16 protein-coding genes and 7 pseudogenes are annotated in these 22,644 nt (G+C 66.0%); 12 read left to right on the plus strand and 11 right to left on the minus strand.

Annotation, left to right across the window (positions count from 1 at the left end; all coding sequences use genetic code 11):
• Positions 1-7: 7 nt before the first annotated feature.
• The 3 genes from ybeY to katG all read left to right on the plus strand — a co-directional run bounded on the left by ybeY (position 8) and on the right by katG (position 3,893).
• The gene (gene ybeY, locus AC0IX7_RS11580; RefSeq protein WP_471812004.1) at positions 8-517 is read left to right on the plus strand and encodes an rRNA maturation RNase YbeY; all 510 of its coding nucleotides are present in this window, start codon (positions 8-10) and stop codon (positions 515-517) included.
• 8 nt (positions 518-525) lie between these two features.
• The gene (locus AC0IX7_RS11585; protein WP_187504032.1) at positions 526-1,425 is read left to right on the plus strand and encodes a hemolysin family protein; all 900 of its coding nucleotides are present in this window, start codon (positions 526-528) and stop codon (positions 1,423-1,425) included.
• A 194-nt stretch (positions 1,426-1,619) separates the two neighbouring features.
• Positions 1,620-3,893: a catalase/peroxidase HPI gene (katG, locus tag AC0IX7_RS11590; protein WP_471812006.1), complete on the plus strand. Its 2,274-nt coding sequence runs from the start codon at positions 1,620-1,622 to the stop codon at positions 3,891-3,893.
• A gap of 80 nt (positions 3,894-3,973) precedes the next feature.
• Here the strand turns inward: katG and AC0IX7_RS11595 are convergent, their stop codons facing one another.
• A complete protein-coding gene (locus AC0IX7_RS11595) occupies positions 3,974-5,419 on the minus strand; it encodes an ArnT family glycosyltransferase (RefSeq protein WP_471812007.1) in 1,446 nt (481 codons plus the stop codon).
• Positions 5,420-5,521: 102 nt separating this feature from the next.
• Between AC0IX7_RS11595 and AC0IX7_RS11600 the strand changes: the two genes are divergently transcribed.
• Positions 5,522-6,850, plus strand: a complete 1,329-nt coding sequence (locus AC0IX7_RS11600; protein WP_471812009.1) for a PQQ-dependent sugar dehydrogenase — start codon at positions 5,522-5,524, stop codon at positions 6,848-6,850.
• Positions 6,851-7,078: 228 nt separating this feature from the next.
• On the opposite strand, the gene AC0IX7_RS11605 is transcribed toward AC0IX7_RS11600, so the two are convergent.
• Together AC0IX7_RS11605 and AC0IX7_RS11610 are read right to left on the minus strand one after the other, a co-directional pair.
• A complete protein-coding gene (locus AC0IX7_RS11605; protein ID WP_254686396.1) occupies positions 7,079-7,276 on the minus strand; it encodes a putative signal transducing protein in 198 nt (65 codons plus the stop codon).
• Complete coding sequence (locus tag AC0IX7_RS11610) at positions 7,273-7,833, minus strand: pyridoxamine 5'-phosphate oxidase family protein (protein WP_471812011.1); 561 nt, start codon at positions 7,831-7,833, stop codon at positions 7,273-7,275. Before AC0IX7_RS11610 ends, AC0IX7_RS11605 begins: the two co-directional genes overlap by 4 nt.
• Before the next feature lie 49 nt (positions 7,834-7,882).
• On the opposite strand from AC0IX7_RS11610, the gene AC0IX7_RS11615 reads away from it, so the two are divergent.
• Together AC0IX7_RS11615 and AC0IX7_RS11620 are read left to right on the plus strand one after the other, a co-directional pair.
• Positions 7,883-8,128: a type II toxin-antitoxin system CcdA family antitoxin gene (locus tag AC0IX7_RS11615; RefSeq protein ID WP_471812013.1), complete on the plus strand. Its 246-nt coding sequence runs from the start codon at positions 7,883-7,885 to the stop codon at positions 8,126-8,128.
• Positions 8,129-8,419 (plus strand): CcdB family protein, encoded by a 291-nt coding sequence (locus AC0IX7_RS11620; RefSeq protein ID WP_471812015.1) that lies wholly within the window; start codon positions 8,129-8,131, stop codon positions 8,417-8,419.
• On the opposite strand, the pseudogene tldD reads toward AC0IX7_RS11620, so the two are convergent.
• Together tldD and AC0IX7_RS11630 are read right to left on the minus strand one after the other, a co-directional pair.
• Positions 8,416-9,842, minus strand: a pseudogene (gene tldD, locus AC0IX7_RS11625) (metalloprotease TldD). The gene AC0IX7_RS11620 and the pseudogene tldD overlap by 4 nt on opposite strands.
• An 18-nt stretch (positions 9,843-9,860) precedes the next feature.
• Positions 9,861-10,094 carry a zinc-finger domain-containing protein gene (locus tag AC0IX7_RS11630; RefSeq protein ID WP_031393477.1) on the minus strand — a complete coding sequence of 78 codons (234 nt, stop codon included), beginning with the start codon at positions 10,092-10,094 and terminating at the stop codon, positions 9,861-9,863.
• 283 nt (positions 10,095-10,377) lie between these two features.
• Between AC0IX7_RS11630 and AC0IX7_RS11635 the strand changes: the two are divergent.
• From AC0IX7_RS11635 to AC0IX7_RS11650, 4 genes and pseudogenes are all read left to right on the plus strand, one after another.
• Positions 10,378-11,300, plus strand: a pseudogene (locus tag AC0IX7_RS11635) (ABC transporter ATP-binding protein).
• Positions 11,297-12,873, plus strand: a pseudogene (nadB, locus tag AC0IX7_RS11640) (L-aspartate oxidase). Before AC0IX7_RS11635 ends, nadB begins: the two co-directional pseudogenes overlap by 4 nt.
• A gap of 183 nt (positions 12,874-13,056) precedes the next feature.
• Positions 13,057-13,323: a hypothetical protein gene (locus AC0IX7_RS11645; protein ID WP_471812017.1), complete on the plus strand. Its 267-nt coding sequence runs from the start codon at positions 13,057-13,059 to the stop codon at positions 13,321-13,323.
• Positions 13,320-14,174, plus strand: a complete 855-nt coding sequence (locus AC0IX7_RS11650) for a serine hydrolase (RefSeq protein ID WP_471812019.1) — start codon at positions 13,320-13,322, stop codon at positions 14,172-14,174. The genes AC0IX7_RS11645 and AC0IX7_RS11650 overlap by 4 nt, the downstream gene beginning before the upstream one ends.
• A 148-nt stretch (positions 14,175-14,322) precedes the next feature.
• On the opposite strand, the gene AC0IX7_RS11655 is transcribed toward AC0IX7_RS11650, so the two are convergent.
• The 6 genes and pseudogenes from AC0IX7_RS11655 to hflK all read right to left on the minus strand — a co-directional run.
• Positions 14,323-14,934, minus strand: a complete 612-nt coding sequence (locus tag AC0IX7_RS11655) for a M20 metallopeptidase family protein (RefSeq protein WP_471812021.1) — start codon at positions 14,932-14,934, stop codon at positions 14,323-14,325.
• Positions 14,895-15,491, minus strand: coding sequence for a M20 metallopeptidase family protein (locus tag AC0IX7_RS11660; protein WP_471812022.1), 597 nt, complete (start codon positions 15,489-15,491; stop codon positions 14,895-14,897). Before AC0IX7_RS11660 ends, AC0IX7_RS11655 begins: the two co-directional genes overlap by 40 nt.
• 173 nt (positions 15,492-15,664) lie before the next feature.
• Positions 15,665-17,306, minus strand: a pseudogene (locus AC0IX7_RS11665) (helicase HerA-like domain-containing protein).
• Positions 17,307-17,414: 108 nt separating this feature from the next.
• Positions 17,415-18,973 (minus strand): annotated as a pseudogene (locus tag AC0IX7_RS11670) (Do family serine endopeptidase).
• A 101-nt stretch (positions 18,974-19,074) separates the two neighbouring features.
• On the minus strand, positions 19,075-19,941 hold the full coding sequence (hflC, locus tag AC0IX7_RS11675) for a protease modulator HflC (protein ID WP_471812024.1): 867 nt from the start codon (positions 19,939-19,941) through the stop codon (positions 19,075-19,077).
• A gap of 25 nt (positions 19,942-19,966) precedes the next feature.
• Positions 19,967-21,070: pseudogene (hflK, locus tag AC0IX7_RS11680) on the minus strand (protease modulator HflK); the annotation flags it as partial.
• 70 nt (positions 21,071-21,140) lie between these two features.
• Here hflK and AC0IX7_RS11685 point away from each other — a divergent pair.
• Both AC0IX7_RS11685 and AC0IX7_RS11690 read left to right on the plus strand, forming a co-directional pair.
• Positions 21,141-22,091 (plus strand): Mrp/NBP35 family ATP-binding protein, encoded by a 951-nt coding sequence (locus AC0IX7_RS11685; RefSeq protein ID WP_471812026.1) that lies wholly within the window; start codon positions 21,141-21,143, stop codon positions 22,089-22,091.
• Between the two features lie 98 nt (positions 22,092-22,189).
• Positions 22,190-22,620 (plus strand): annotated as a pseudogene (locus tag AC0IX7_RS11690) (CoA-binding protein).
• The last annotated feature ends 24 nt before the right edge of the window (positions 22,621-22,644 follow it).

Below are 22,644 nucleotides of genomic sequence, written 5' to 3' on the forward strand. Positions count from 1 at the left end.
GACCTGCATGCTCGAAATCGCGCTCTCTTCCGATGCCCCCTGGCCTGAGCAGGACTGGGACGCTCTTGCCCTGCGCGCAGCGACCGCGGCCATCGAGCGGACTCCGCATGGCGAACTGCTGACCAGCGCCGCAACCGTCGAGATCTCGATCCGGCTAGCATCCGACGAAGAGGTCCACACGCTCAACAAGCAGTACCGCCAGAAGGACAAACCGACCAACGTCCTGTCCTTCCCGATGGTCCAGCCCGATCTGCTCGCCACGATCAGCCAGAATTCGGACGACGGCGAGGTTCTGCTAGGCGACATCATCCTCGCACACGGCGTCTGTGTGGCAGAGGCCACTGAGCGCGGTATTTCGGTCGAAGATCATGCCATGCATCTGATGGTGCACGGCACGCTGCATCTGCTAGGCTATGACCATATCGACGACGACGAGGCCGAGGGTATGGAGCAGATCGAACGCGACGCGCTCGCCGCTCTGGGCCTTCACGACCCCTATCTCATCAAAGAGGACTGACGACCACGATGGCCGATGGCCCCAATGCCGGTAACGGCGATAGTAGCGACAGTATCTGGCGCGGGCTCAAGGGCCTGATCTTCGGCAACCAGGACGAGTCTCTCCGCGACCAACTCGAGGATGCGATCGACCGGCACGAGGGCGATCCCGCGCCCGATGCTAAGGGCGATCTGACGCCGCTCGAGCGCCAGATGGTCCGCAACCTGCTGCACTTCAGCGAGCGCGATGCCGGCGACGTCGGCGTGCCGAGGGCGGACATCATCGCGGTCGAGGAGGACACGCCGTTTGCCGACCTCGTGAAGCTGTTTGCCGAAGCGGGCCACAGCCGCCTGCCGGTATACCGCGACAACCTCGATACGATCATCGGCATGGTCCACATCAAGGACGTCTTCAACATCCTCGCGACCGGCGCCGAGCATCCCGCGTCGATCGCCGGCCTGATCCGCGAGCCGCTCTATGCGCCGATGTCGCGCGGGGCGCTCGATCTGCTCGCCGACATGCGGCAAAAGCATGTCCACCTGACGATCGTGCTCGACGAATATTCGGGCACGGAGGGCCTCGTCACGTTCGAGGACCTGATCGAGGAAATCGTCGGCGATATCGAGGACGAGCATGACGATGCGCCGCAGGTGTTGATGACGCCGATCGAAGGCGGTGCCTGGGATGTCGACGCGCGCGCCGAGCTCGAAGATGCTGCGGAACTCATCGACGCGCGACTAGCGGAGGTCGATGGCGATATCGATACGCTCGGCGGCTTGGCGGCGCTGCTCGCGGGCCATGTGCCGCAGGTCGGCGAATGCGTCGATCACCCCAGCGGCTGGAAGCTCGAAGTCATCGACGCCGACGAACGCCGCATCAACCGCCTCCGCCTGCATCCTCCGGTGGTGGCGATCGAGGACGACGACTGAGCCCCATTCCCGTTCGCCCTGAGCGAAGTCGAAGGGCCGGCCCGAAATACAGGTCCTTCGACTTCGCTCAGCACGAACGGATATGACGACATATCACCCATTCGATCACTGCCGACGACGCAATCTATTTTACCGATCACCCGCGCAGTGCCATACCTTCTCCCAACTTCAGAAGACGCTGAAATGGAGATGGTATGACCACCGAAGCAACCACCGCAGCCCCGACGGCCGGCCAGTGCCCCGTACACGGCGGTTCCTCGCACAAGGCGACCAACGAGCCCGGCAAGATGGATGGCCCCGCCGTCCTGTTCGAGATGACCAACCGCACCTGGTGGCCGAACCAGCTCAACGTCTCGGTGCTCCACCAGAACCCGCCCGCCGGCGATCCGATGGGCGACGACTTCGACTATGCCGAGGCGTTCAAGTCGCTCGATCTCGCCGCGGTGAAGGCCGACATCGTCGCACTGATGACCGACTCGCAGGAGTGGTGGCCGGCCGATTTCGGGCATTACGGTCCGCTGTTCATCCGCATGGCGTGGCACGCCGCGGGCACGTACCGCATCGGTGACGGCCGCGGTGGCGCCGGCGCGGGCCAGCAGCGGTTCGCGCCGCTGAACTCGTGGCCGGACAACGCCAACCTCGACAAGGCGCGCATGCTGCTGTGGCCGATCAAGGAGAAGTACGGTCGCAGCCTGTCCTGGGCAGATCTGCTCGTGCTCACCGGCAATTGCGCGCTCGAGTCGATGGGCTTCCAGACCGCGGGGTTCGCCGGCGGCCGCATCGACGTGTGGGAGCCGGCCACCGACGTGAACTGGGGCGCCGAGCGCGAGTGGTTGGCCGACGAGCGTTATTCGGGCGACCGCGATCTCGCGCACCCGCTCGCCGCGGTGCAGATGGGCCTTATCTACGTCAATCCCGAGGGCCCGAACGGCAACCCCGATCCGATGGGCTCGGCGCGCGATATCCGCGAGACGTTCGGCCGCATGGCGATGAATGACGAGGAGACGGTCGCGCTGATCGCCGGCGGTCACACCTTCGGCAAGACGCACGGCGCCGCCGAGCCCGATCCCTATGTCGGGCCTGAGCCCGAGGGCGCGAGCATCGAGATGCAGGGTCTTGGCTGGGCGAACAGCTACGGCAAGGGCAACGCCGGCGACACGATCACCAGCGGCCTCGAAGTCACCTGGACGCAGGAGCCCACCAAGTGGACCAACCTGTATTTCGAGAACCTGTTCGGCCACGAGTGGGAGCTGACCAAGAGCCCGGCCGGTGCGCACCAGTGGATCGCCAAGGACGCGGCCGAGGACGTGCCCGACGCACATGATCCGTCGAAGAAGCATCGCCCGACGATGCTGACCAGCGACATCGCGCTGCGCGTCGACCCGGCCTACGAGAAGATTTCGCGCCGCTTCCACGAGAACCCCGACGAGTTCGCCAAGGCATTCGCCGAGGCCTGGTACAAGCTGACCCACCGCGACATGGGCCCCTACCCGCTGCTGCTGGGTCCGGAAGTGCCGGCAGAGCCGCGCATCTGGCAGGACCCCGTGCCCGCTCACAAAGGCGAGCCGCTGTCCGACGCCGATATCGCGACGTTGAAGGCGAAGATCCTCGACTCGGGCCTGTCGATCTCGCGTCTGGTGAAGACGGCGTTCGCGTCGGCCTCGACCTATCGCGGCACCGACAAGCGTGGTGGTGCGAACGGCGCGCGCATCCGTCTCGCGCCGCAGAAGGATTGGGCGGTCAACGAGCCGGCCGAGCTGGCCAAGGCGCTCTCTACGTACGAGGGCATCCAGCGCGACTTCGCAGGTAGCGGCAGGACCGTGTCGCTTGCCGACCTGATCGTGCTCGGCGGCAACGCGGCGATCGAGGCGGCGGCGAATAAGGCGGGTCACGACCTGAGCGTGCCGTTCACGCCGGGTCGCACCGATGCGTCGCAGGAGCAGACCGACGCGCCGTCGTTCGCCCCGCTCGAGCCGCGCACCGATGCGTTCCGCAATTATGTCGGCGAGAAGTCGGTCTATTCGGCCGAGGAACTGATGGTCGACCGCGCGCATCTGATGGGGCTCACCGCGCCGGAGATGACCGTGCTCGTGGGTGGCCTGCGCGTGCTGGGCGCCAATCACGGCGACTCGAAGCTCGGCGTGTTTACCGATCGCACCGAGACGCTGACCAACGACTTCTTCCGCAACCTGCTGCGGACGAGCTTCACCGCGAAGTGGACGGCGGTTGGTGACGGGACGTTCGAGGCACGCGACCGCAAGACCGGCGATGTCCTCTGGACGGGCAGCCGCGTCGACCTCGTCTTCGGGTCCAACTCGCAGTTGCGGGCGCTGGCCGAGGTCTACGCCGCCGACGATGCGAGCGAGAAGTTCGCGGCCGCCTTCGTGAAGGTCTGGAACAAGGTCATGAACGCCGACCGCTTCGATCTCGCCAAGGTCCGCGCGGAACAGGACGCCGCGATCTCGTAAAGCGACGTCCGAGTATCGAAGGGGGCCGTCGGCAGCGATGTCGGCGGCCCTGTCCTGTTATAGGCCCGGCCTACTGGGACTTAGTCCCTACCAGACCGGTCCCGCTCGCCTTCCGATGCCCGCGCATCGGCAAATCCGAACGCCGCCAGCAACAATAGGAACGGCGTCGCAAAATCGCGGTGGCGCTCGTCGAATTCGAACCAGACCCCGAACGCCAGCGTCTGCACGACGCACGCGAGTACGAGGAGCAGCAACAGCGTCATGCCAGGCGTCTGCCGTCTCCACGCCGAACGCACGGCTCCGGCCAGCAATCCCAGATGCGCCATCTGCGACACGGCGAAAACGATCGGTGGAATCAACGGACTGATAGTCGGCCGCAACCCCGCGATCCGCGAAGCGCCGCTTTCCGCTACGCCCCAGCCTCGCACCGCTTTTGCCATGGTGTTGCGCACGAAGTCCGCCGGGTGCTGGACGATCCAGTCGATGGCGATCGCCGCGGCGGCTTTGCCGAACGCGATCTCGGCCATGCCATATAATTGCGGCGGCGGCGGCATCCAGTGACCGGTAGCGTCCGGGTTGTTGCCGATCCACAAGCCATAACCGCCCGCGCTCGTCAGCGGAACGAAGGCGCCGAAGATCAGCGCATTGCGGATCCACCAGGGCAGCAGGATCGCAAGGACCGCGAACAGGACCGCCCGGAGCCCCGTTACAATCGCACGTCGCCATCCGCACTTAGCCGCAGCGACCAGCCCGAACACCATGACGAGCGGCGCTTCGCCCGGTTGCGTCAACGTGAGCACTCCGGCCGTCACCCCAAGACCCACCGCCGCGTACCAGCGTGCCGCGCCCGCGTCCTGTTTCGCAGCGAGCCTGACCCACTGGATCGCGAGCAACACCGCTAGCAGGGCACACACGCCTTCCTTTTGCGCCAGCGGCGCCGACAGCAGGACGGAAGGCCAGATCAGGTACAGCCAAGCCGCGGCGAGGCCCGCCGATCGATTGCCCAGCATGCGCGCCAGAAGGATCATCGCGCCCGCGGTCGCGAGGTCGAAGATCGTCGCCAACAGCGTCAGCGAGGCGGTGGAGAACCCGACCATCGCACCCCACGCCGCCAGCAGGATTGGGTAGACGGGCGGATACAGCGCACGCACCTCGACGCCCATATAATGGTCGGCGATGACCAATCCGCGCCCTTCGAGCAGATGCTGGGCGAGGACGACGTAGTTGTGCGCATCGCCCGGCGGGATGCGCCCATCCGCCACCACTGCCACCGCGATCCGCAACGCTATCGCCAAGGCCGCCATCGTCGAGATCGTCAACGCGGGCGGCGCACGGTGGAGCAGCATCAGCGGCAGGATCGCGGCCACGACCCATGCCGCCACGAACAGTGGCATGATCGCCGGAACCTGCCAACTCGCCCAGAGCCCGGGAAAGGACGACAGGCCATACCCGGCGAACATCGCCAACGACAGGGCGACGGCGATGCGCGCCGTGCGCCAATCGATCGATGAACGAGGGAAGACCATGCAGAGCGCTTACCCGTAAGATATTGACGACCGCTGAAATGCCGCGGCCGCGAACCGCTTTTGCATCTTCCGCCGCACGGGGTGTGCGACTATCCTCGCCCCATGCGCAAACACATCCTCATCGTCCTCGGCCTGATCCTGCTCGTGATCGCCGCGGGCGTCACCTATCTCGCCTGGCCCGACACGGCGAAATTGCCGGTCGATCAGGTCACCGGCAAGCTGCCCAAGATCACCGATCCCCGTATCCAGACGATCCCGACGGTCAAGGTCGCCAAGGTCGTCGGCTGGCAGAACGGCGCGATGCCGACGCCGGCCGCAGGCCTCAAGGTCCAGCCGTTTGCGACCGGGCTAGATCACCCGCGCTGGATGTACCGTCTGCCTAATGGTGACGTGCTGGTCGCTGAGACGAACTCGCCGCCGCGCGAGGGTGGCGGGATCACCGGCTGGGTGATGAAGGTCCTGATGGGCCGCGCGGGCGCCGGCGTCCCCTCGGCGAACCGCATCACGCTGCTGCGCGACGCAAACGGCGACGACGTGGCCGAGACGAAGTCGGTGTTCATGACCGGCCTCAACTCGCCGTTCGGCATGACCCTGCTCGACGGCCAGCTCTATATCGGCAACACCGACGCGCTGGTTCGCGTGCCGTACACCGATGGTGCGACCAAGATCACCGCCAAGCCCGAGCTCGTCATCAAGCTCAACCCCGGCGGCAATCACTGGGCGCGCAACGTCATCACCGCGGCGGACGGCAAGACGCTCTACGTCGGCGTCGGATCGGCCTCGAACATCGCCGAAAACGGCATGGACGCCGAGAAATACCGCGCCAACATCCTCCAGGTCTGGCCGAAGGACAAGAACTGGCGGATCTACGCCGCGGGCCTGCGCAACCCCAACGGCATGGCGATCAATCCCAAGTCGGGCGAACTGTGGACCGTCGTCAACGAGCGCGACATGCTCGGCTCCGATCTCGCCCCCGATTACCTGACGCAGGTCGAGTTCGGCGATCACTTCGGCTGGCCCTGGTATTATTGGGGCGGCTATCCCGACACCCGCGTCGAGCCGAAGAACCCCGCGCTCCAGCAATATTCGAAGCGCCCGGATTACGCGCTCGGCCCCCACGTTGCGGCGCTCGGCCTGACCTTCTCGGCCGACGCCAAACTGGGCGAAAAATTCGCCAACGGCGCGTTCGTCGGCGAGCACGGCTCGTGGAACCGCAAGCCGGTGTCGGGCTACAAGGTCGTCTATGTGCCTTTCGGCGACACCGGGTTCCCGGCAGCGAACGCAAAGCCGGTCGATGTGCTCGGCGGGTTCCTCAACAAGGACGGCGACGCGCAGGGCCGCCCGGTCGGCGTCATCACCGACAAGACCGGCGGCCTGCTGGTCGCGGACGACGTCGGCAACGCGATCTGGCGGGTCAGCGCGGGAGGCTGATCTGGCGGGGGACGCAACGCGCATTCTGTCTCCGCGGCCATCCCCTTCGAGCAAATCAAAGTCGGTGGTCGTACGGCACCACGCCCTTCCTTGTTCTCCCGCGAAGGCGGGAGCTCAGTCTGGATCCCCGCCTTCGCGGGGAAACACGTCTTACTTGCTCGAAAGCGATAGCCACCAGCGTGTTCCCTGGGGTCCACGGTTCCGCAAAGGGCGCGGCATGACGAAGAGTCAGTCCGGTAGAATGTCTCGCGCTGCCGCCAGATCATCTTCGTCGACCATGACGCGCACCGGGATCAGCAACCAGCTCCCCTCCATGATCGACATCCCGCCGTCGAACGCGATCGCCGGAATGCCCTCGCTTTCGAGCCGCCCGACGATGATATGCGCCTCGTTCCGGCCGTATCGCCCGAGTTCGACCAGGCTCATGCGCCGGCCCGGTCCGGCAGGACGGTCGCGAGCCGCACCGGCAACCCGTCGATGCTCGCGGTCGGCCCCGCCAGTTCCTCGATCCGTTCGGCCTCGGTCTGTTTCGCGTGATATTTCGACAGCGTCTGTCGCTCGCGATCGAGCGTCATGAACGGCACGCCCCAGCCGCAACTCGTCTGCACCTCGTCGACATCGATCACGAAGATCTGCCGCGTCCCCGGCAACGGCGTGAACCGCGCATACAGTTCGGCCCAGCCGTCGTCCTGCGGCAACACCGCGCGGCCCTTGCCATAGATCCGTAAGATCAGCGCCGGCTGGTCGAACGCGCAGAACATGATCGTGATGCGCCCGTCCGCGCCCAGATGCGCGTTCGTCTCGTTCCCCGACCCACCGAAGTCGAGATACGCGACCGTCTTCGCATCGAGCACGCGGAAACTGTCCATGCCCTTGGGACTGAGATTGATCCGCGCGCCCTCGGCGGCCGTCGCGACGAAGAACACCGGTTGCCGCGCGACGAACGCACGATGCTCATCGGTGAGCGCGGGAAAGAAGTCCATCGTTCGGCTCCGAATTGACGCGCGACATGTACGCGCATACCTTATGCGCATGAAGCATGATCCAATCGCCACCGGCAAGCGCAAATCGGTCAACATGTCGCTGGATACCGGCATCGTTGCAGCGGCACGCGAGGCAGGGCTCAACCTTTCTCAGATCAGCGAACACGCCATCAGGCACGCGACGAAAATCGAACAGGAGCGGCGCTGGAAGGAAGACAATCGGGCTGCGATCGAAGGCTGGAACCGCTGGTACGAACAAAATGGCGATCCGCTCGCCCATCTGCGGCCGCTCTGATTGGCACAGTTCGACGTCTACCGCATCCGCGGCAACGTGCTGGTGGTCGATTGCCAATCGGACCTGCTGTCCGACCTACAGACCCGATTCGTGGTACCGCTTCGTCCAACCGACGCCGTGATTTTCAAAAGGCTGATGCCCAGCTTTACGATCAACGGCGAAGTTCTGACGATGATCACGACGTTAGCCCGCGCGATCGACGTCCGTGACATCGAAGACACCGTAGCGACGCTCGATGCGGCGCAATTCGAAATAAAGGCCGCGCTCGATATGCTGATCTCGGGCTATTAGGCCGCCGTCCCGCCGACCGTGAGCCCATCGACCAGCAACGTCGGCTGCCCGACGCCGGCCGGCACCGACTGCCCGCCCTTGCCGCACATACCGATACCCTCGTCGAGCGCAAAGTCGTTGCCGATGCCGCGCACCTTGGTCAGCGAGCTCGGACCATCGCCGATCAGCGTCGCGCCCTTGATCGGGGCACCCAGCTTGCCGTCCTCGATCAGATACGCCTCGGTGCAGCTGAACACGAACTTGCCCGACACGATATCGACCTGACCGCCGCCGAACGCCTTGGCGAAGATGCCCTTCTTGACGCGCGACAGTAGCTCGGCGGGATCGTCGTTGCCGGCCTTCATGAAGGTGTTGGTCATCCGCGGCATCGGCGCGTGCGCGTAGCTCTCGCGACGGCCGTTACCGGTCGCCTCGACGCCCATCAGCCGCGCGTTGAGCCGGTCCTGCATATAACCCTTGAGGATGCCGTCCTCGATCAGCACGGTCTCGCGCGTCGGCGTGCCCTCGTCATCGATCGTCAGCGAGCCGCGGCGATCCTGGAGCGATCCGTCGTCGACCACCGTAACGCCCTCGGCCGCGACACGTTCGCCGATCCGCCCCGAAAAGGCCGACGTACCCTTGCGATTGAAATCGCCTTCGAGGCCGTGACCGATCGCCTCGTGCAGCAGGATGCCGGGCCAGCCATTGCCGAGCAGCACGGTCATCTCGCCCGCCGGCGCGGCGATCGATTCCAGGTTCACCAGCGCCTGCGACAACGCCTCGTCGATCGCGCGGTTGTACGTCGCCGGCTCGAACAGGTCGGTGTAGAGATAGCGGCCACCGATCCCGTAGCTGCCCGTCTCCCGCCGCCCATTCTGCTCGGCGACGATCGAGACGTTGAGGCGTACCAGCGGGCGGACATCCGTCGCGACGAACCCATCGGCGCGGACGATCTCGACCACCGACCACGTCCCCGAAAGGCTGACCGACACCTGCGCGACGCGCGGATCGCGGGCGCGGGAGGCCGCGTCGATCGTCTGGCACAAATTCACCTTGTCCGCGAACGGCACCAGATCGAGCGGGTCCGCGGCGGTGTAGCGGTGGCGGTTGGTGCCCTGCGGCGGACCGGCCTTCGCGGCGACCCCGGCTCGATCAGCGCCATCGTCTCGGCGGCACGGCGGATCGCGGCGGGTGTCATCTCGTTCGAATGCGCGAACGCGGTCATCTCGCCCGAGACGGCGCGCAGGCCAAAGCCCGAGCTCGTGTCGTAGGAGGCGGTCTTCAGCCGGCCGTCGTCGAAGCCGAACGCCTCAGCCTTGCGGTATTGCAGGTACAGCTCGCCGTCATCGGCCTTGCCGAGCGCCTTGGCGGTCAGCGCCTGCGCCTGCTCGGGGTCGAGCGTATCGCGGTAGAGGAACGAACGGGGGTCTGCTGCTATCGTCATCCGATAGATATAAGCGGCTTAGCGCCCTGCGCCATCCCCGTGATCGCGCAATGTCGACTGATCCGCGCCGTCGGCCGCGCCGCCGACGAGGATGAAGCGCCGGTCGCAATAGCCGCAATCGACATAGCCGGTCTCGTCGATCTGCAACCACACGCGCGGATGGCCGAGCGCTGCGCCGCCGGGAATGTCGGTGGCGCCATCGCAGGCGACGCGGGCGTGGGTGACGCGGGTTGTTTCGAGCGGCGGATGCATGCGGGGTCGATAGCAAGCGCGTGGCGGACGGGCAATTGGTTCTTCCTGCTCGATTTGAGGTGGAGAAGGAAGAATGGGTTCGCGCAGAGGCGCAGAGGACGCGGAGATGTTGCATCCAGCCCGACGATCGGGAGACGTCACTATCTGTTCCGCCGTAGATTATCGAAAGGTCGCTTCGCGACAAGCGCGACACCTCCGCGTCCTCTGCGCCTTTGCGCGAACAAATCTTCTTTGACACGCCCTGGGGGATGACCAGCCCGCGACGCCCCGCTATGCCGCTAGCATGACCGAAGCCGCGATCGCCATCAAGAACCTCTGCAAGACCTACGCCGGCGGCAAGCGCGCGCTCGACGGGGTGACGTTCGACGTCCCCCGCGGCCAGATCTTCGGGCTGCTCGGCCCCAATGGCGCGGGCAAGTCGACGCTCATCAACATCCTGGCGGGCCTCGTCAACAAGACCGACGGCAGCGCCGCGATCTGGGGCTTCGACATCGACGAGCACACGCGCAACGCCAAGGCGTCGATCGGGATCGTCAACCAGGAGATCCTGTTCGATCCCTTCTTCTCGCCGTTCGAGACGCTGGAGATCCAGGCCGGGCTCTACGGGGTCCCCAAGGCGAAGCGCCGCACGATGGAACTGCTCCGCGCAGTGCACCTCGAGGACAAGGCGCACGCCTATGCCCGCACGCTGTCGGGCGGCATGAAGCGCCGCCTGATGGTGGCCAAGGCCATGGTCCACTCGCCCCCGTCCTCGTCCTCGACGAGCCGACCGCGGGCGTCGACATCGAACTCCGCCAGCAGCTCTGGACCTATGTCCGCAGCCTCAACCAGGCGGGCGTGACAGTGGTCCTCACCACCCATTATCTCGAGGAAGCCGAGGAACTCTGCGACCGCATCGCGATCATCAACAACGGCCGCCTGATCGCCAACGAACCCACGCGCGAGCTGGTCGGCAAGGCGCAGGAAAAGATCGTCGCCGTCACTGTCGACCGCGACGTGACCGATATCCCCGCCAACGCCTGCTTCCAGAAGATCACGCTGATGGGCAACCGCACGCTCGAGATCACCTACAAGAAGGACCGCGTGAACGCCGGCGAAGTCTTGGCGGCAATCCAGTCCGGCGGCTTCGGGATCGTCGACGTCTCGACCAAGGAACCCGATCTCGAGGACGTCTTCCTCAGCCTGACCCGTGCCGCCAACGCATGACGAGCGACATCCTGATCGTCGGCTCGGGCGCCGCAGGTCTCACCGCCGCGCTCAACCTCGCCGACCGCTTCAAGGTCACCGTGCTCGCCAAGGGCGCGCTGAACGAAGGCTCGACCGCCTGGGCGCAGGGCGGGATCGCCGCCGTGCTGGAGCCCGGCGACACGTTCGAGAACCATGTCGAGGACACGATGGTCGCAGGCGCCGGCCTGAACGACCGCGCGATCGTCGAGATGGTCGTCGAAGGCGCTCCCGCCGCGATCGAGCGCCTGACGCACCTTGGCGTGCCGTTCGAAACCGAGGGCAATGCGTTGCATCTGACGCGCGAGGGTGGCCACAGCCATCGCCGCATCGTCCACGTCGCCGACGCGACCGGCTGGGCGGTGCAGGATGCGTTGCAGAAGGCCGCGGAAGCGCATCCGAACATCACCCTAGTCCCCGACCAGATCGCGATCGACCTCGCCACCGGCCGTCACGAGCAACGCTATTCGGGCGCCGGCAACGTCTGGGGGTCTACGCGGTCGACCGCAAGACCGAGCGTGTCGCACTCTACACCGCGCGCGCGACGATTCTCGCCACCGGTGGCGCCGGCCGCACCTATCTGTTCTCGACCGCTCCACGCGGCGCGACCGGTGACGGTATCGCGATGGCGTGGCGGGCGGGGGCACGCGTCTCGAACATGGAGATGATGCAGTTCCACCCGACCTGCCTCTACAACCTGGAGGTCAAGAATTTCCTGATCACCGAGGCGGTGCGCGGCGAAGGCGGGCGATTGATCAATCCGTCGACCGGCAAGCGCTTCATGACCTATTACGACCCCGCTCGGATGGAGCTTGCACCGCGCGATATCGTCGCCCGCGCGATCGATGCCGAGATCAAGCGCTACGGCCTCGACTATGTCCATCTCGACATCAGCCACATGCCCGCCGAGTTCATCCGCCACCACTTCCCGAACATCCACGAGAAGCTGCTGACGGTCGGTATCGACATGACGACTCAGCCGATCCCGGTCGTCCCCGCGCAACATTATACCTGCGGCGGGATCGTCATCGACGAACATGGCAAGACCGATCTTCCCGGCCTGTATGCCGCCGGCGAGTGCACCGGATCCGGCCTGCACGGCGCCAACCGCCTCGCGTCCAACTCGCTGCTCGAATGCTTCGTGTTCGGCGAGGCGGCGGCGGACAACATCGCCGCGAACTGGGACAATCTGCCCCCGCCCCCGCCGATCCGCCCCTGGGACGAAAGCCGCGTCACGGATTCGGACGAAGAGGTCGTCATCAAGCAGACCTGGACCGAAATCCGCCGTTTCATGTGGAATTACGTCGGCATCGTCCGCACCACCAAGCGGCTCGAACGCGCCAAGCACCGCATCGAATTGCTCAACGACGAGGTCGCGGAATATTACCAGCATTTCCGCGTCACGCCCGACCTGATCGAGTTGCGCAATCTGCTCCAGACCGCCGAGTTGATCGTGCGGTCGGCGCTGCACCGGCACGAAAGCCGCGGGCTGCATTTCACCCTCGATTATCCCGAAACGCTGCCCGACGCGGTCGATACGGTTCTCGTTCCCTGACATAGGGGCGACTCGGCGCACCCTCGGCGCGCTTCGTCGCAGTGGGGCGCGGGCCCTGTTTCCCGGGCCGGATCAACGGATAAGGGTCGCTGCTCCAGTGCAGGGCGTTCAATCCATCATGACATCGGCGAGTGCGTTCAAGCGGCTTCTGGCAACCACCCTCTTCGGCGTGGCGCTCGCCGGATGCGGATCGGCGTCGCGGCCGAGCCCGCCAGCGGTCACCCCGATGCAGCAGGCCGGGGATTCGTCTCGATCCCGGTGCCGCCACCATTACCGCGGACTCCGCGCCCCGCGCCAGCCAGCCTGGTCAACGCGATCTCCGAATTGCAAAGCGGATTCCAGGGCAAGGCCGGCATCGCCGTCCGCGCGGTCGACGATGGCTGGACGGTCGAGGCCGGGGGCGCCAGTTGTTGCCGCAGCAATCGGTCAGCAAGCTGTGGGTCGCAATGACCGTGATGGACCTGCGCGACCAGGGCAAGATCCGCCTCGACGAGCCGATCCTCGTGCGGCCGCAGGACCTGACTCTGTTCCACCAGCCGATCGCGATGCTGGTGAAGGGCGACGGCTATCGGACGACGGTCGGCGAGCTACTGACGCGCGCGCTGACGCATAGCGACAATACCGCGAACGACCGGTTGCTGACGCGGGTCGGCGGGCCGTCCGCGGTGCGGTCGATGATCGCGCGCAAACAACTCGGCGCGATCCGGTTCGGGCCGGGCGAGCGGCTGTTGCAGAGCGGCACGGCAGGGCTCGTCTGGCAGCCCTCCTATGCGGTCAACGGCGGCTTCATGACGGCGCGTAATCGGCTGTCGCCGGCGGTACGCGAGGCTGCGATGAATGCGTATGTGCGCAATCCGCCCGATGGCGCCGCGCCGATCGCGATCGCCGATGCGATTGCCCGGCTGGCGAAGGGTGATATCTTGTCGGAAACCTCGACCAAGATCCTGCTCGACACGATGGGGCGCTCGGTCACCGGCCGCGCCCGCCTGCGCGCCGCGCTGCCCGGCGGCTGGGAGATCGCGCACAAGACCGGCACGGGGCAGGATCTCGGCCGGCGCAATGCGGGATTCAACGACGTCGGCCTACTGACCGCGCCGGATGGGCGTCGCTATGCGATCGCGGTGATGATCGGCGACACGATTCTGGCCGATGCCAGAGCGGCAACGGCTGATTCAGGCAGCCGCGGCGGCGGTGGCGAAGTATGCGGGGACCACGCGGCCCTCGAACTGAGGGCTGAGACGCAGACGCTCTTCTGCCCCCTCCCTGGAAGGGAGGGGTTGAGGTGGGTCGGCTGGTTTTAGCCATTCCCGTCTGGAATATGCGGAAACCGACCCACTCCCTGCCCCTCCCTTCCAGGGAGGGGTAAGACGACGCCCTCAGTCGAAACCGTTCGCCAGGAACCGCTCCGCCACCGCGCAGTGCATCGCGATCCCGTGCGCCATCACGCGCTCATCGATCGTCATCTTCGTATTGTGCAGCGGGGATTCGTACGCGGATCACTCCCTTTGGCGCTGCACCGATAAAGGCCATCGCGCCCGGCAGTTTCTGAAGCACGTAGGAGAAGTCCTCCGCGCCCATCATCGGCGGCATAACCTGATACGCACCCTCGCCACCGATCGCGGTCGCGCACGCCTTCATCAGGTCGGTGGCGCGCTCGTCGTTGACGGTGACCGGATAGCCTTCCTCGATCGTCGGCGTGCCGACCGCGCCGTGTGCGGCGGCGATGCCTTCGACCATGCGGATGAACGCCGCGCGAACCTGCTCGCGCGTGCGCTCCGACAGCGTCCGCATCGTGCCGAGCATCTCGACGGTCGACGGGATCACGTTGTGCGCACTGCCGGCGTTGAGCTTGGTGATCGACAGGACCGCAGGATCGGTGACCGCGACCTGCCGAGCGACATAGGTCTGCAACGCCGTGACGATCTCGCAGGCGATCGGCAACGGATCGAGGCAGTCGTGCGGCATCGCGGCATGCCCGCCGCGGCCGGTGATCGTCGCGCGCAGCGTATCGGTCGAGGCCATCAGCGTACCCGCGCGGCTGACGACATGGCCCATCGGCATGTTCGGCGAGATGTGGAGCGCGAACCCAGCTTCGGGCAGCGGGAGTCGAGCAGGCCGTCGGCGATCATGTGGCGAGCGCCGTGATGCCCTTCCTCGCCAGGCTGGAACATGAAGACGACCGTGCCGGGCAGTTCGTCGCGGCGTGCGCAGAGTGCCTTGGCCGCGCCGACGAGCATTGCGGTGTGCGAATCATGGCCGCAGGCGTGCATCGCGCCGTCGATCTTGGAGGCGAACGGCAGGCCGGTTTCCTCCTGCATCGGCAGCGCGTCCATGTCGCCGCGCAACAATACCGTCCGCCCGTTACCCCCAGCAGTGCCGCCGCGCCCGCCACGTAGGATCGCGACGAAGCCGGTGGTGGAGGTGCCCTCGCGGATTTCCAGCGGCAGGCCGGCAAGCGCCGCCTTCACCTTGTCCGACGTCCGGGGGCAGTGAAGGCCGACTTCGGGATCGGCGTGGATCGCACGCCGGAGCACGATCGCGTCGTCGAGGCTGTCCTCGCCGACGGCGGTCCAGTCGGTCGGGGCCCAGTCGGTGGTGGATTCGAAATCGAGGGACATGAGGAACTCCTGTCTAGCATTTGAGCGCCACCCCGGCGGAGGCCGGGGCCCAGTTGGGGAACAGAGGTAACGTGGTACGACGCTCCGTTACATCGACCTTGCCAACTGGGCCCCGGCCTCCGCCGGGGTGATGTTTGTGTAGAGGGCAGGTCGCCCCCGATCATGCAACCAGTCTACCCCCGGAACAGCCCGCCTAAAACCCCGCGCAGGACTGTGCCCACCAGGCCGCCGCTCGACGACGACCGGCGCGACTTGGTGCCGAACACCTGCTTGCCGATTTCATTCGCCACCTGCTGCCCGATCGAAGAACTCGCCGCGCGGGTCGCCGAGGTCGCCATCTTGGTCCAAGGCGAGTTCGCAGCCTCGCGATCGGCCTCACGCTGTTGGCGATCCGCCTCGCGTTGTTCTGCAACCCGAGCCCGTTCGGCCTCTTTCGCCGCCTTCGCATCGAGCTTCGCCTGCGCGGCCGCAGCCTTCTCCGCCTCGGTCGTCGCCTTCGCCTCGGCAGCAGCGGCGCTAGCTTCCTGCGTCTTAGCCGCGAGCAATTCCTCCGCCGACTCGCGATCGACCAGCGTGTCGTATTTCGCACCGATCGCATCGGTCTCGATCATCACCTTCCGCTCGGCCGGCGTGATCGGCCCCACGCGCGAGGCTGGCGGCTTGATCAGCGTGCGCTCGACCGGAGTCGGCGCACCGTCCGCCTGAAGCAGCGACACCAGCGCCTCGCCGACCTTCAACTCGGTGATGATCGTCGCGACATCGACGCCGGGGTTCGCACGAAACGTTTCCGCCGCCGACTTCACCGCGGCCTGGTCGCGCGGCGTGAACGCGCGCAGCGCATGCTGGACGCGGTTGCCGAGCTGCCCCGCCACCGTGTCGGGAATGTCGATCGGGTTCTGCGTGATGAAATACACGCCCACCCCTTCGACCGGATTAGGCGGACGACCTGTTCGATCTTCTCCAGCAGCGCTTTCGGGGCTTCGTCGAACAGCAGATGCGCCTCGTCGAAGAAGAAGCACAGCACCGGCTTGTCGGGATCGCCGACCTCGGGGAGGTGCTCGAACAGCTCGCTCATCAGCCATAGCAGGAAGGTCGCATACAGTTTCGGCGAGGCCATCAGTCTGTCAGCGGCGAGGATGTTGACGATCCCCCTGCCCCGGTCATCGACGCCGATGAAGTCGTTCATCTCCAGCGCAGGCTCGCCGAAGAAATTCTCCGCGCCCTGCGTACGCAACTGGAGCAGCGAGCGCTGGATCGCACCGATCGACTGCTTCGAGACGTTGCCGTACGTCACGGTCAGCTCGTCCGCACGCCCGGCGCATTCGGTGAGCATCGCCTGGAGATCGTCGAGGTCGATCAGCAGCAGCCCTTCCTTGTCGGCGACGTGGAAGGCGATCGTCAGCACGCCCTCCTGAACCTCGTTCAGATCCATCAGCCGCGACAACAGCAACGGCCCCATTTCGCTGATCGTGGTGCGGATGGGATGCCCTGCTCACCGAACAGATCCCAGAACTGCACCGGGTTGTCGGCATAGGCCCAGCTATCGTCACCGATCGCCTTGGCACGCTCGGCAAACGTCGCATGCGTCTTCGCGGTCGGCGATCCGGCCATCGCAAGCCCCGACAGGTCCCCTTTCACGTCGGCGACGAAGCACGGCACGCCGTTCGCGGAAAAGCCCTCGATAATCCCCTGCAAGGTCACCGTCTTGCCTGTACCGGTCGCGCCCGCGATCAGGCCGTGACGGTTGGCACGCTTGAGTTCCAGCGTCTGCGGCTTGCCGTCTACGCTTGCGCCGATGAAGATGCCGTCGCTCATGGTTCTCGTCCTCTGTATACGCGCTGACCCTAACCCTGCGCGATGCAAAGAAAAGGACCGCCGCTCGGGAGAGCGACGGTCCTTTCGATCGGTCGGGTCAGTCGTGTCTTACTTGATCTTGACCGGCAGGAACTGCGCCGGGCCCCGACCACGCTTGACCTGTAGCAGGACCTGCGGACGCCCGGCGGACTTGGCGGTCGTCACTGCGGTCTGAACGTCGGCCGCGGTACGCACCGGCGTGCCGTTGACCGACATGATGACATCGCCACGCTTGAGCTTGCCATAAGCGTCGCTGGTCTGCGCGACCACGGCGATGACGACGCCCTGCGTGCCGGGCTCCACGCCAACCGCCTGTGCGATCGCCGGGGTCAGCGGCTGGACGCCGATGCCGAGCGCCGCGCCTGCCGTTGGTGCCGCGGTCGTGCCGGAATCGTCGCCGTCATCGCTGTCGTCACCACCGAACCCCTGCGCGTCGCCGCCCAGCGTCGCTGCCAGCTTGTCCGCGCTCGGCCGAGGAACGACGACCACGTTGGCGGTCGTCGGCTTGCCGTTGCGCAGGATGTCGAGACGCGCGGTCTGACCGGGCTTCACGTTCGAAACGAGATACGACAGCGACTGGTCGACCGTCACCGGCTGACCGTTCACCTTGGTCACGACATCGCCCGCGCGCACGCCGGCCTTGGCCGCCGGGCCGCCAGCGGTCACATCGTTGATCAGCTCGCCCTGGTTCTTGGGGATGCCGAGTGCCGCGGCGGTATCCTCGTTGATCGTGCCGCCCGGCTGGAGCTGGACGCCAATATAGCCGCGCTCGATCGTGCCGCCCTTCATGAAGGTCGCGATGATCGGCTTGGCGACGGCTGCGGGGATCGCGAAGCCGATGCCGATATTGCCGCCCGACTGGCTGAAAATCTGCGAGTTCACGCCGATCACGTTGCCGTTCAGGTCGAACATCGGGCCACCCGAGTTGCCCTGGTTGATCGACGCATCGGTCTGGATGAAGCGGTCATACGCGCCGCCCTGACCGGTGACGCGGTTGATCGCCGAGACGATGCCCGCGGTCACGGTGCCACCGAGGCCGAACGGCTCGCCGATCGCGACGACCCAGTCGCCGACGCGCGCGCCGTTCGAATCGCCGAACTTCACGAACGGCAGGTTCGCCGCATCGATCTTCAGCAACGCGAGATCGGATTCCTGATCCTTGCCGATGACCTTGGCGACATATTCCTTCTTGTCGCTCAGCGTCACGGTGATCGAATCGACCGTCGCGCCCTGCGCACCCGGTGAGATCACGTGGTTGTTCGTGACGACATAGCCGTCGGGCGAGATCAGGAAGCCCGAGCCGAGCGATGCGCCCTCGCGCTTCACCGGGGAGCGCCTGGAGCGCCGCCGCCGCCCATGCCGCCGAACAGGTCGCCGAACGGCGTACCCGCGAACGGATTGGCCTGCTGCTTCTGGACGATCGTCTGCTTGGTCGAGATGTTGACGACCGCAGGCTGGAGCCGCGCGACCATGTCGGCGAAGCTCATCGGCGCGCCGGGTTTCGGCGACACGGCCTGGATCGCACCGGGTTCGTTCTGCGCGACCTGCGCGCCGCTCGGCTGGAGCGCGAGCGTCGCGGTCGCGCCGCCGAGGAGAAGAGCACTGGTAATGGCGTAGGCGTAACGCACTAGATGTTGTCCTCTCGTTTCATCAATCGAAACAGGTATCCCGTAGGGACGCCGTTCTGAACAATGCTTGAATATGAACGGGGTTCAAAGGTTCCGCAGGCTCAACGCCCGCGGCCCTCGAATTCCCTCAGATAACTGTTGTTCGGCGAAAGAATGATCGAAGTCGATCCTTCGGGTGCCGGACCGCCATCCGCGCCGAACGTATGCCGATACGACTGCATCGCACGGTAGAAGTCGTAGAAATCGGCGTCCTTGCCGAAGCTCTCGGCATAGATCTTAGCCGAATCCGCATCGGCCTGCGCACGAACGATCTGCGCTTGCTTCTGGCCCTCGGCCCGGATCGTGATCGCCTCCTGCTGGCGCGCGCTAGACATGCGCTTGAGCGCGCTTTCGAGCGGCAGGCCGACGGGCAGGTTCGCCTGCTTGATCCGGACATCGACGATCTCGACGCCATACTGGCTGGCGACGCGCTGGAGGCCCTTCTGGATGTTGTCCATCAGTTCGGACCGCTCCGGGCTCAGCAGTTCGACGAAGCGCCGCTTGCCGAGTTCGTTGCGCAACGCCGACCCCAGGATCGGGCGCAGCTGATCGGGGATACGGTCCTCGCTGCCAACCGCGTTACGCATTTTCCGCGGATCGACGATCCGATAGCGCGCATACGCATCGACCTCGAGCCGAAGCTGGTCGGTCGACAGCACCAGCGTGTTGTCGAGTTCGAGATCCTGGACGCGCTTATCGATCCAGACGATCCGATCGACGAACGGGATGCGCCAGATCAGGCCGGCGCCGGTCTGTCCGAACGCGGTGTTGGGCTGCCATGCGTTCACCGTACGGATCGGCTGGCCGAAGCGCAGGATCACCGCCTGCTTGGTCTCGGGCACGATCGCGAACGTCGCGGCGGCGATGATCACCAGCAGCAGCGCGACGATCCCGGCCACGATCGGATTTCGGAAACTCACGGCGTTCACTGGGCAGCTCCAGACTGGGGGCAGCCGCCGCCGCGGCAGGCGCTGGCGTCGACTGGACAGCCTCCGGGTTCGGCAAGCGCTTGGCGTTCGACAGCGGCAGGTACGGCACCACCCCGCCCGGCGTCTCGACGATCGTCTTGTCGCTCTTGGCGAGCACCGCCTCCATCGTCTCGTAATACATCCGTCGACGAGTCACTTCGGGTGCGAGGCGATACTGCTCGTACACCTTATCGAACGACGCCGCTTCACCCTGCGCACGCGCCACGACCTGCTGCGCATAGGAGCGCGACTGGTTGAGGTTGGCGATCGCCTCCTGCTGCGCGGCGGTCACGGCGTTGAAGTCCTCGACGATCCGCGCGGGCGCGGCAGCCTGTTTGATCGCGACGCCCTGGATGCGGACACCCGATTTATAGTCGTTGAGGATCTGCTGCGTCAGTTCGGCGACGCGCTGTTCGATCACCGTACGCCCCGTGCCGATCGCCTGGTCGAGCGTGGTCGTTGCGACCACAGCGCGCATCGCGCTCTCGGCGGCGGCGCGGACGGTGTCGTTCGGCTCGGCAAGCTGGAACACGTAATCGCGCGGATCGGCGATGTCCCAGCGGACCGAATAAGCAAGGTCGATGATGTTCTGGTCGCCCGTCAGCGTCAGGTTCTCGCCATCACCGACAGGGAAGTTGTCGGTGCGGATCTTCTGCACGTCGACCACCGTCACGTCGGCGATCGGCGCGGGCATCGTCAGGCGAACGCCCGGATCGAGCGTACCGGCATATTTGCCGAAATAGGTGACGACGCCGCGTTGCTGCGGGCCGATCTGGTGGATCGAGGTAAACAGGATCCAGACGACCAGAATGATCGCGACCCCGATCGCCCAGAGCGCACGGGCATTAGCGCCCGATGGGAGGCCACCGAAGCCGCCATTGCCGCCGCCCCCGCCGCCCGAGCCACGCGCTTTGCGCAGGAACTCGTCGAGCGCAGTCGGCTTGGCCGCAGGTTTGCGACCACCGGGCGGCAGGGCCCAGGGATTGCGCGGGCCAGGGTTACCGTCGTCGCCCGAGCCGCCCCAAGGGCCTTTCGGTGTTTCGGTGGCGAGGATATCGGGGCGCCGGAACCAGCGCGAGAAGATCGTCATACCAACCTTTATAGGTGTGCGCTGGCGGAAAAACAGTGCCAAGCGGCCTTTGCGGTCCTATCTGGCGCGGATGATCGACATCGAAGCGGTAAAGGCGGCGGTTGCTGCAGTGGCGGGCAAGCGGGCGACCGTCCGGCTGGAGGGAACACGGGCCGGCATCATCATCGATGCGACCGGGCTCGACCCGCAGGCGCGCGATGCGCTGGAGGCAACCGTGCGGATGGCCGCGACGCAGCCCGGCGTGACCGAAGTGCGGATCGCGGTGACCGCCGAACGCTCGACCCGCCGGCTGATCGCGGTCGCCAGCGGCAAGGGCGGCGTCGGCAAATCGACGCTCGCCGCCAATCTCGCCATCGCGATGTCGCGCGCCGGTCGCCGCGTCGGGCTGGTCGACGCCGACATTTATGGGCCGTCCCAGCCTCGCCTGATGCATGTCGAGGGCACCCGCCCGACCGCGAAGGACAAGGTGCTCGATCCGGTCCCGACCCCGTACGGCGTTCCGTTGCTGTCGATGGGCCAGCTCGTCGAGCCGGGCAAAGCGATCGCATGGCGCGGACCGATGGCCGCGGGCGCACTCGGGCAGCTGGTCGAGGCGGACTGGGGCCTGACCGATACGCTCGTGCTCGATCTCCCGCCCGGGACCGGCGACGTCCAGCTGACGATGGTCCAGAAATATCGCCCGGCGGGCGCGGTGATCGTCTCCACCCCGCAGGATCTCGCGCTGATCGACGCACGCCGCGCGATCGACCTGTTCGAGAAGGCCGGCATCCCGATCATCGGGCTGGTCGAGAACATGGCCGGCTATATCTGCCCGCATTGCGGCGAGGCATCCGACCCGTTCGGCAATGGCGGCGCGGAGGCGGCGGCGCGCGAACTCGGCATCCCGTTCCTCGGTCGCGTACCGCTGACGATCTCGATCCGGACCGCGTCCGATGCGGGGACGCCGCCGGCTTCGAACCCCGACGATACTGTGTTCATGCCGATTGCGGCTCAGGTCGTCGCATGGCTCGGAAAACTGTGAAACCCGCGAGCCTGATCTACGTTGTCTCGATTACCGGTCGTACCCGACGCGTTGAGTTGCGGTACGAGCGGACCAGGTTTCCCCGATAGGAGGCATCGATGCCGTTGACCGCCGATGCCGACATCAAGGCCTTGCTCGAAGGCGCACGGACGATCGCGATGATTGGCGCGTCCGATCGCCCGGACCGTGCCTCCTACGGCGTGATGGCCAAGCTCAAGCACACGGCTACCGAGTCATCCCGGTCAATCCGCAGATCACCGGCGAGCACATCCACGGCGAGTTCGTCTTCCGTGAGCTGTCGCAACTCGGCGACCCGATCGACATCGTCGATATCTTCCGCAACTCGGCCGCAGCCGGCGAGGCGGTCGATCAGGCGATTGCAGCGGGTGCGAAAGCTGTGTGGATGCAACTCGGCGTCAGCAACGAAGAAGCGGCAGCGCGCGCCGAGGCTGCAGGACTGAAAGTCGTGATGGATCGTTGCCCGGCGATCGACATTCCCAGGCTCGGAGTCGCCAAGATCGAGCAATGATGCTTGCCCCGGCGCCCGATCGCG

The organism is Sphingomonas sp. AC411, from assembly GCF_979253035.1.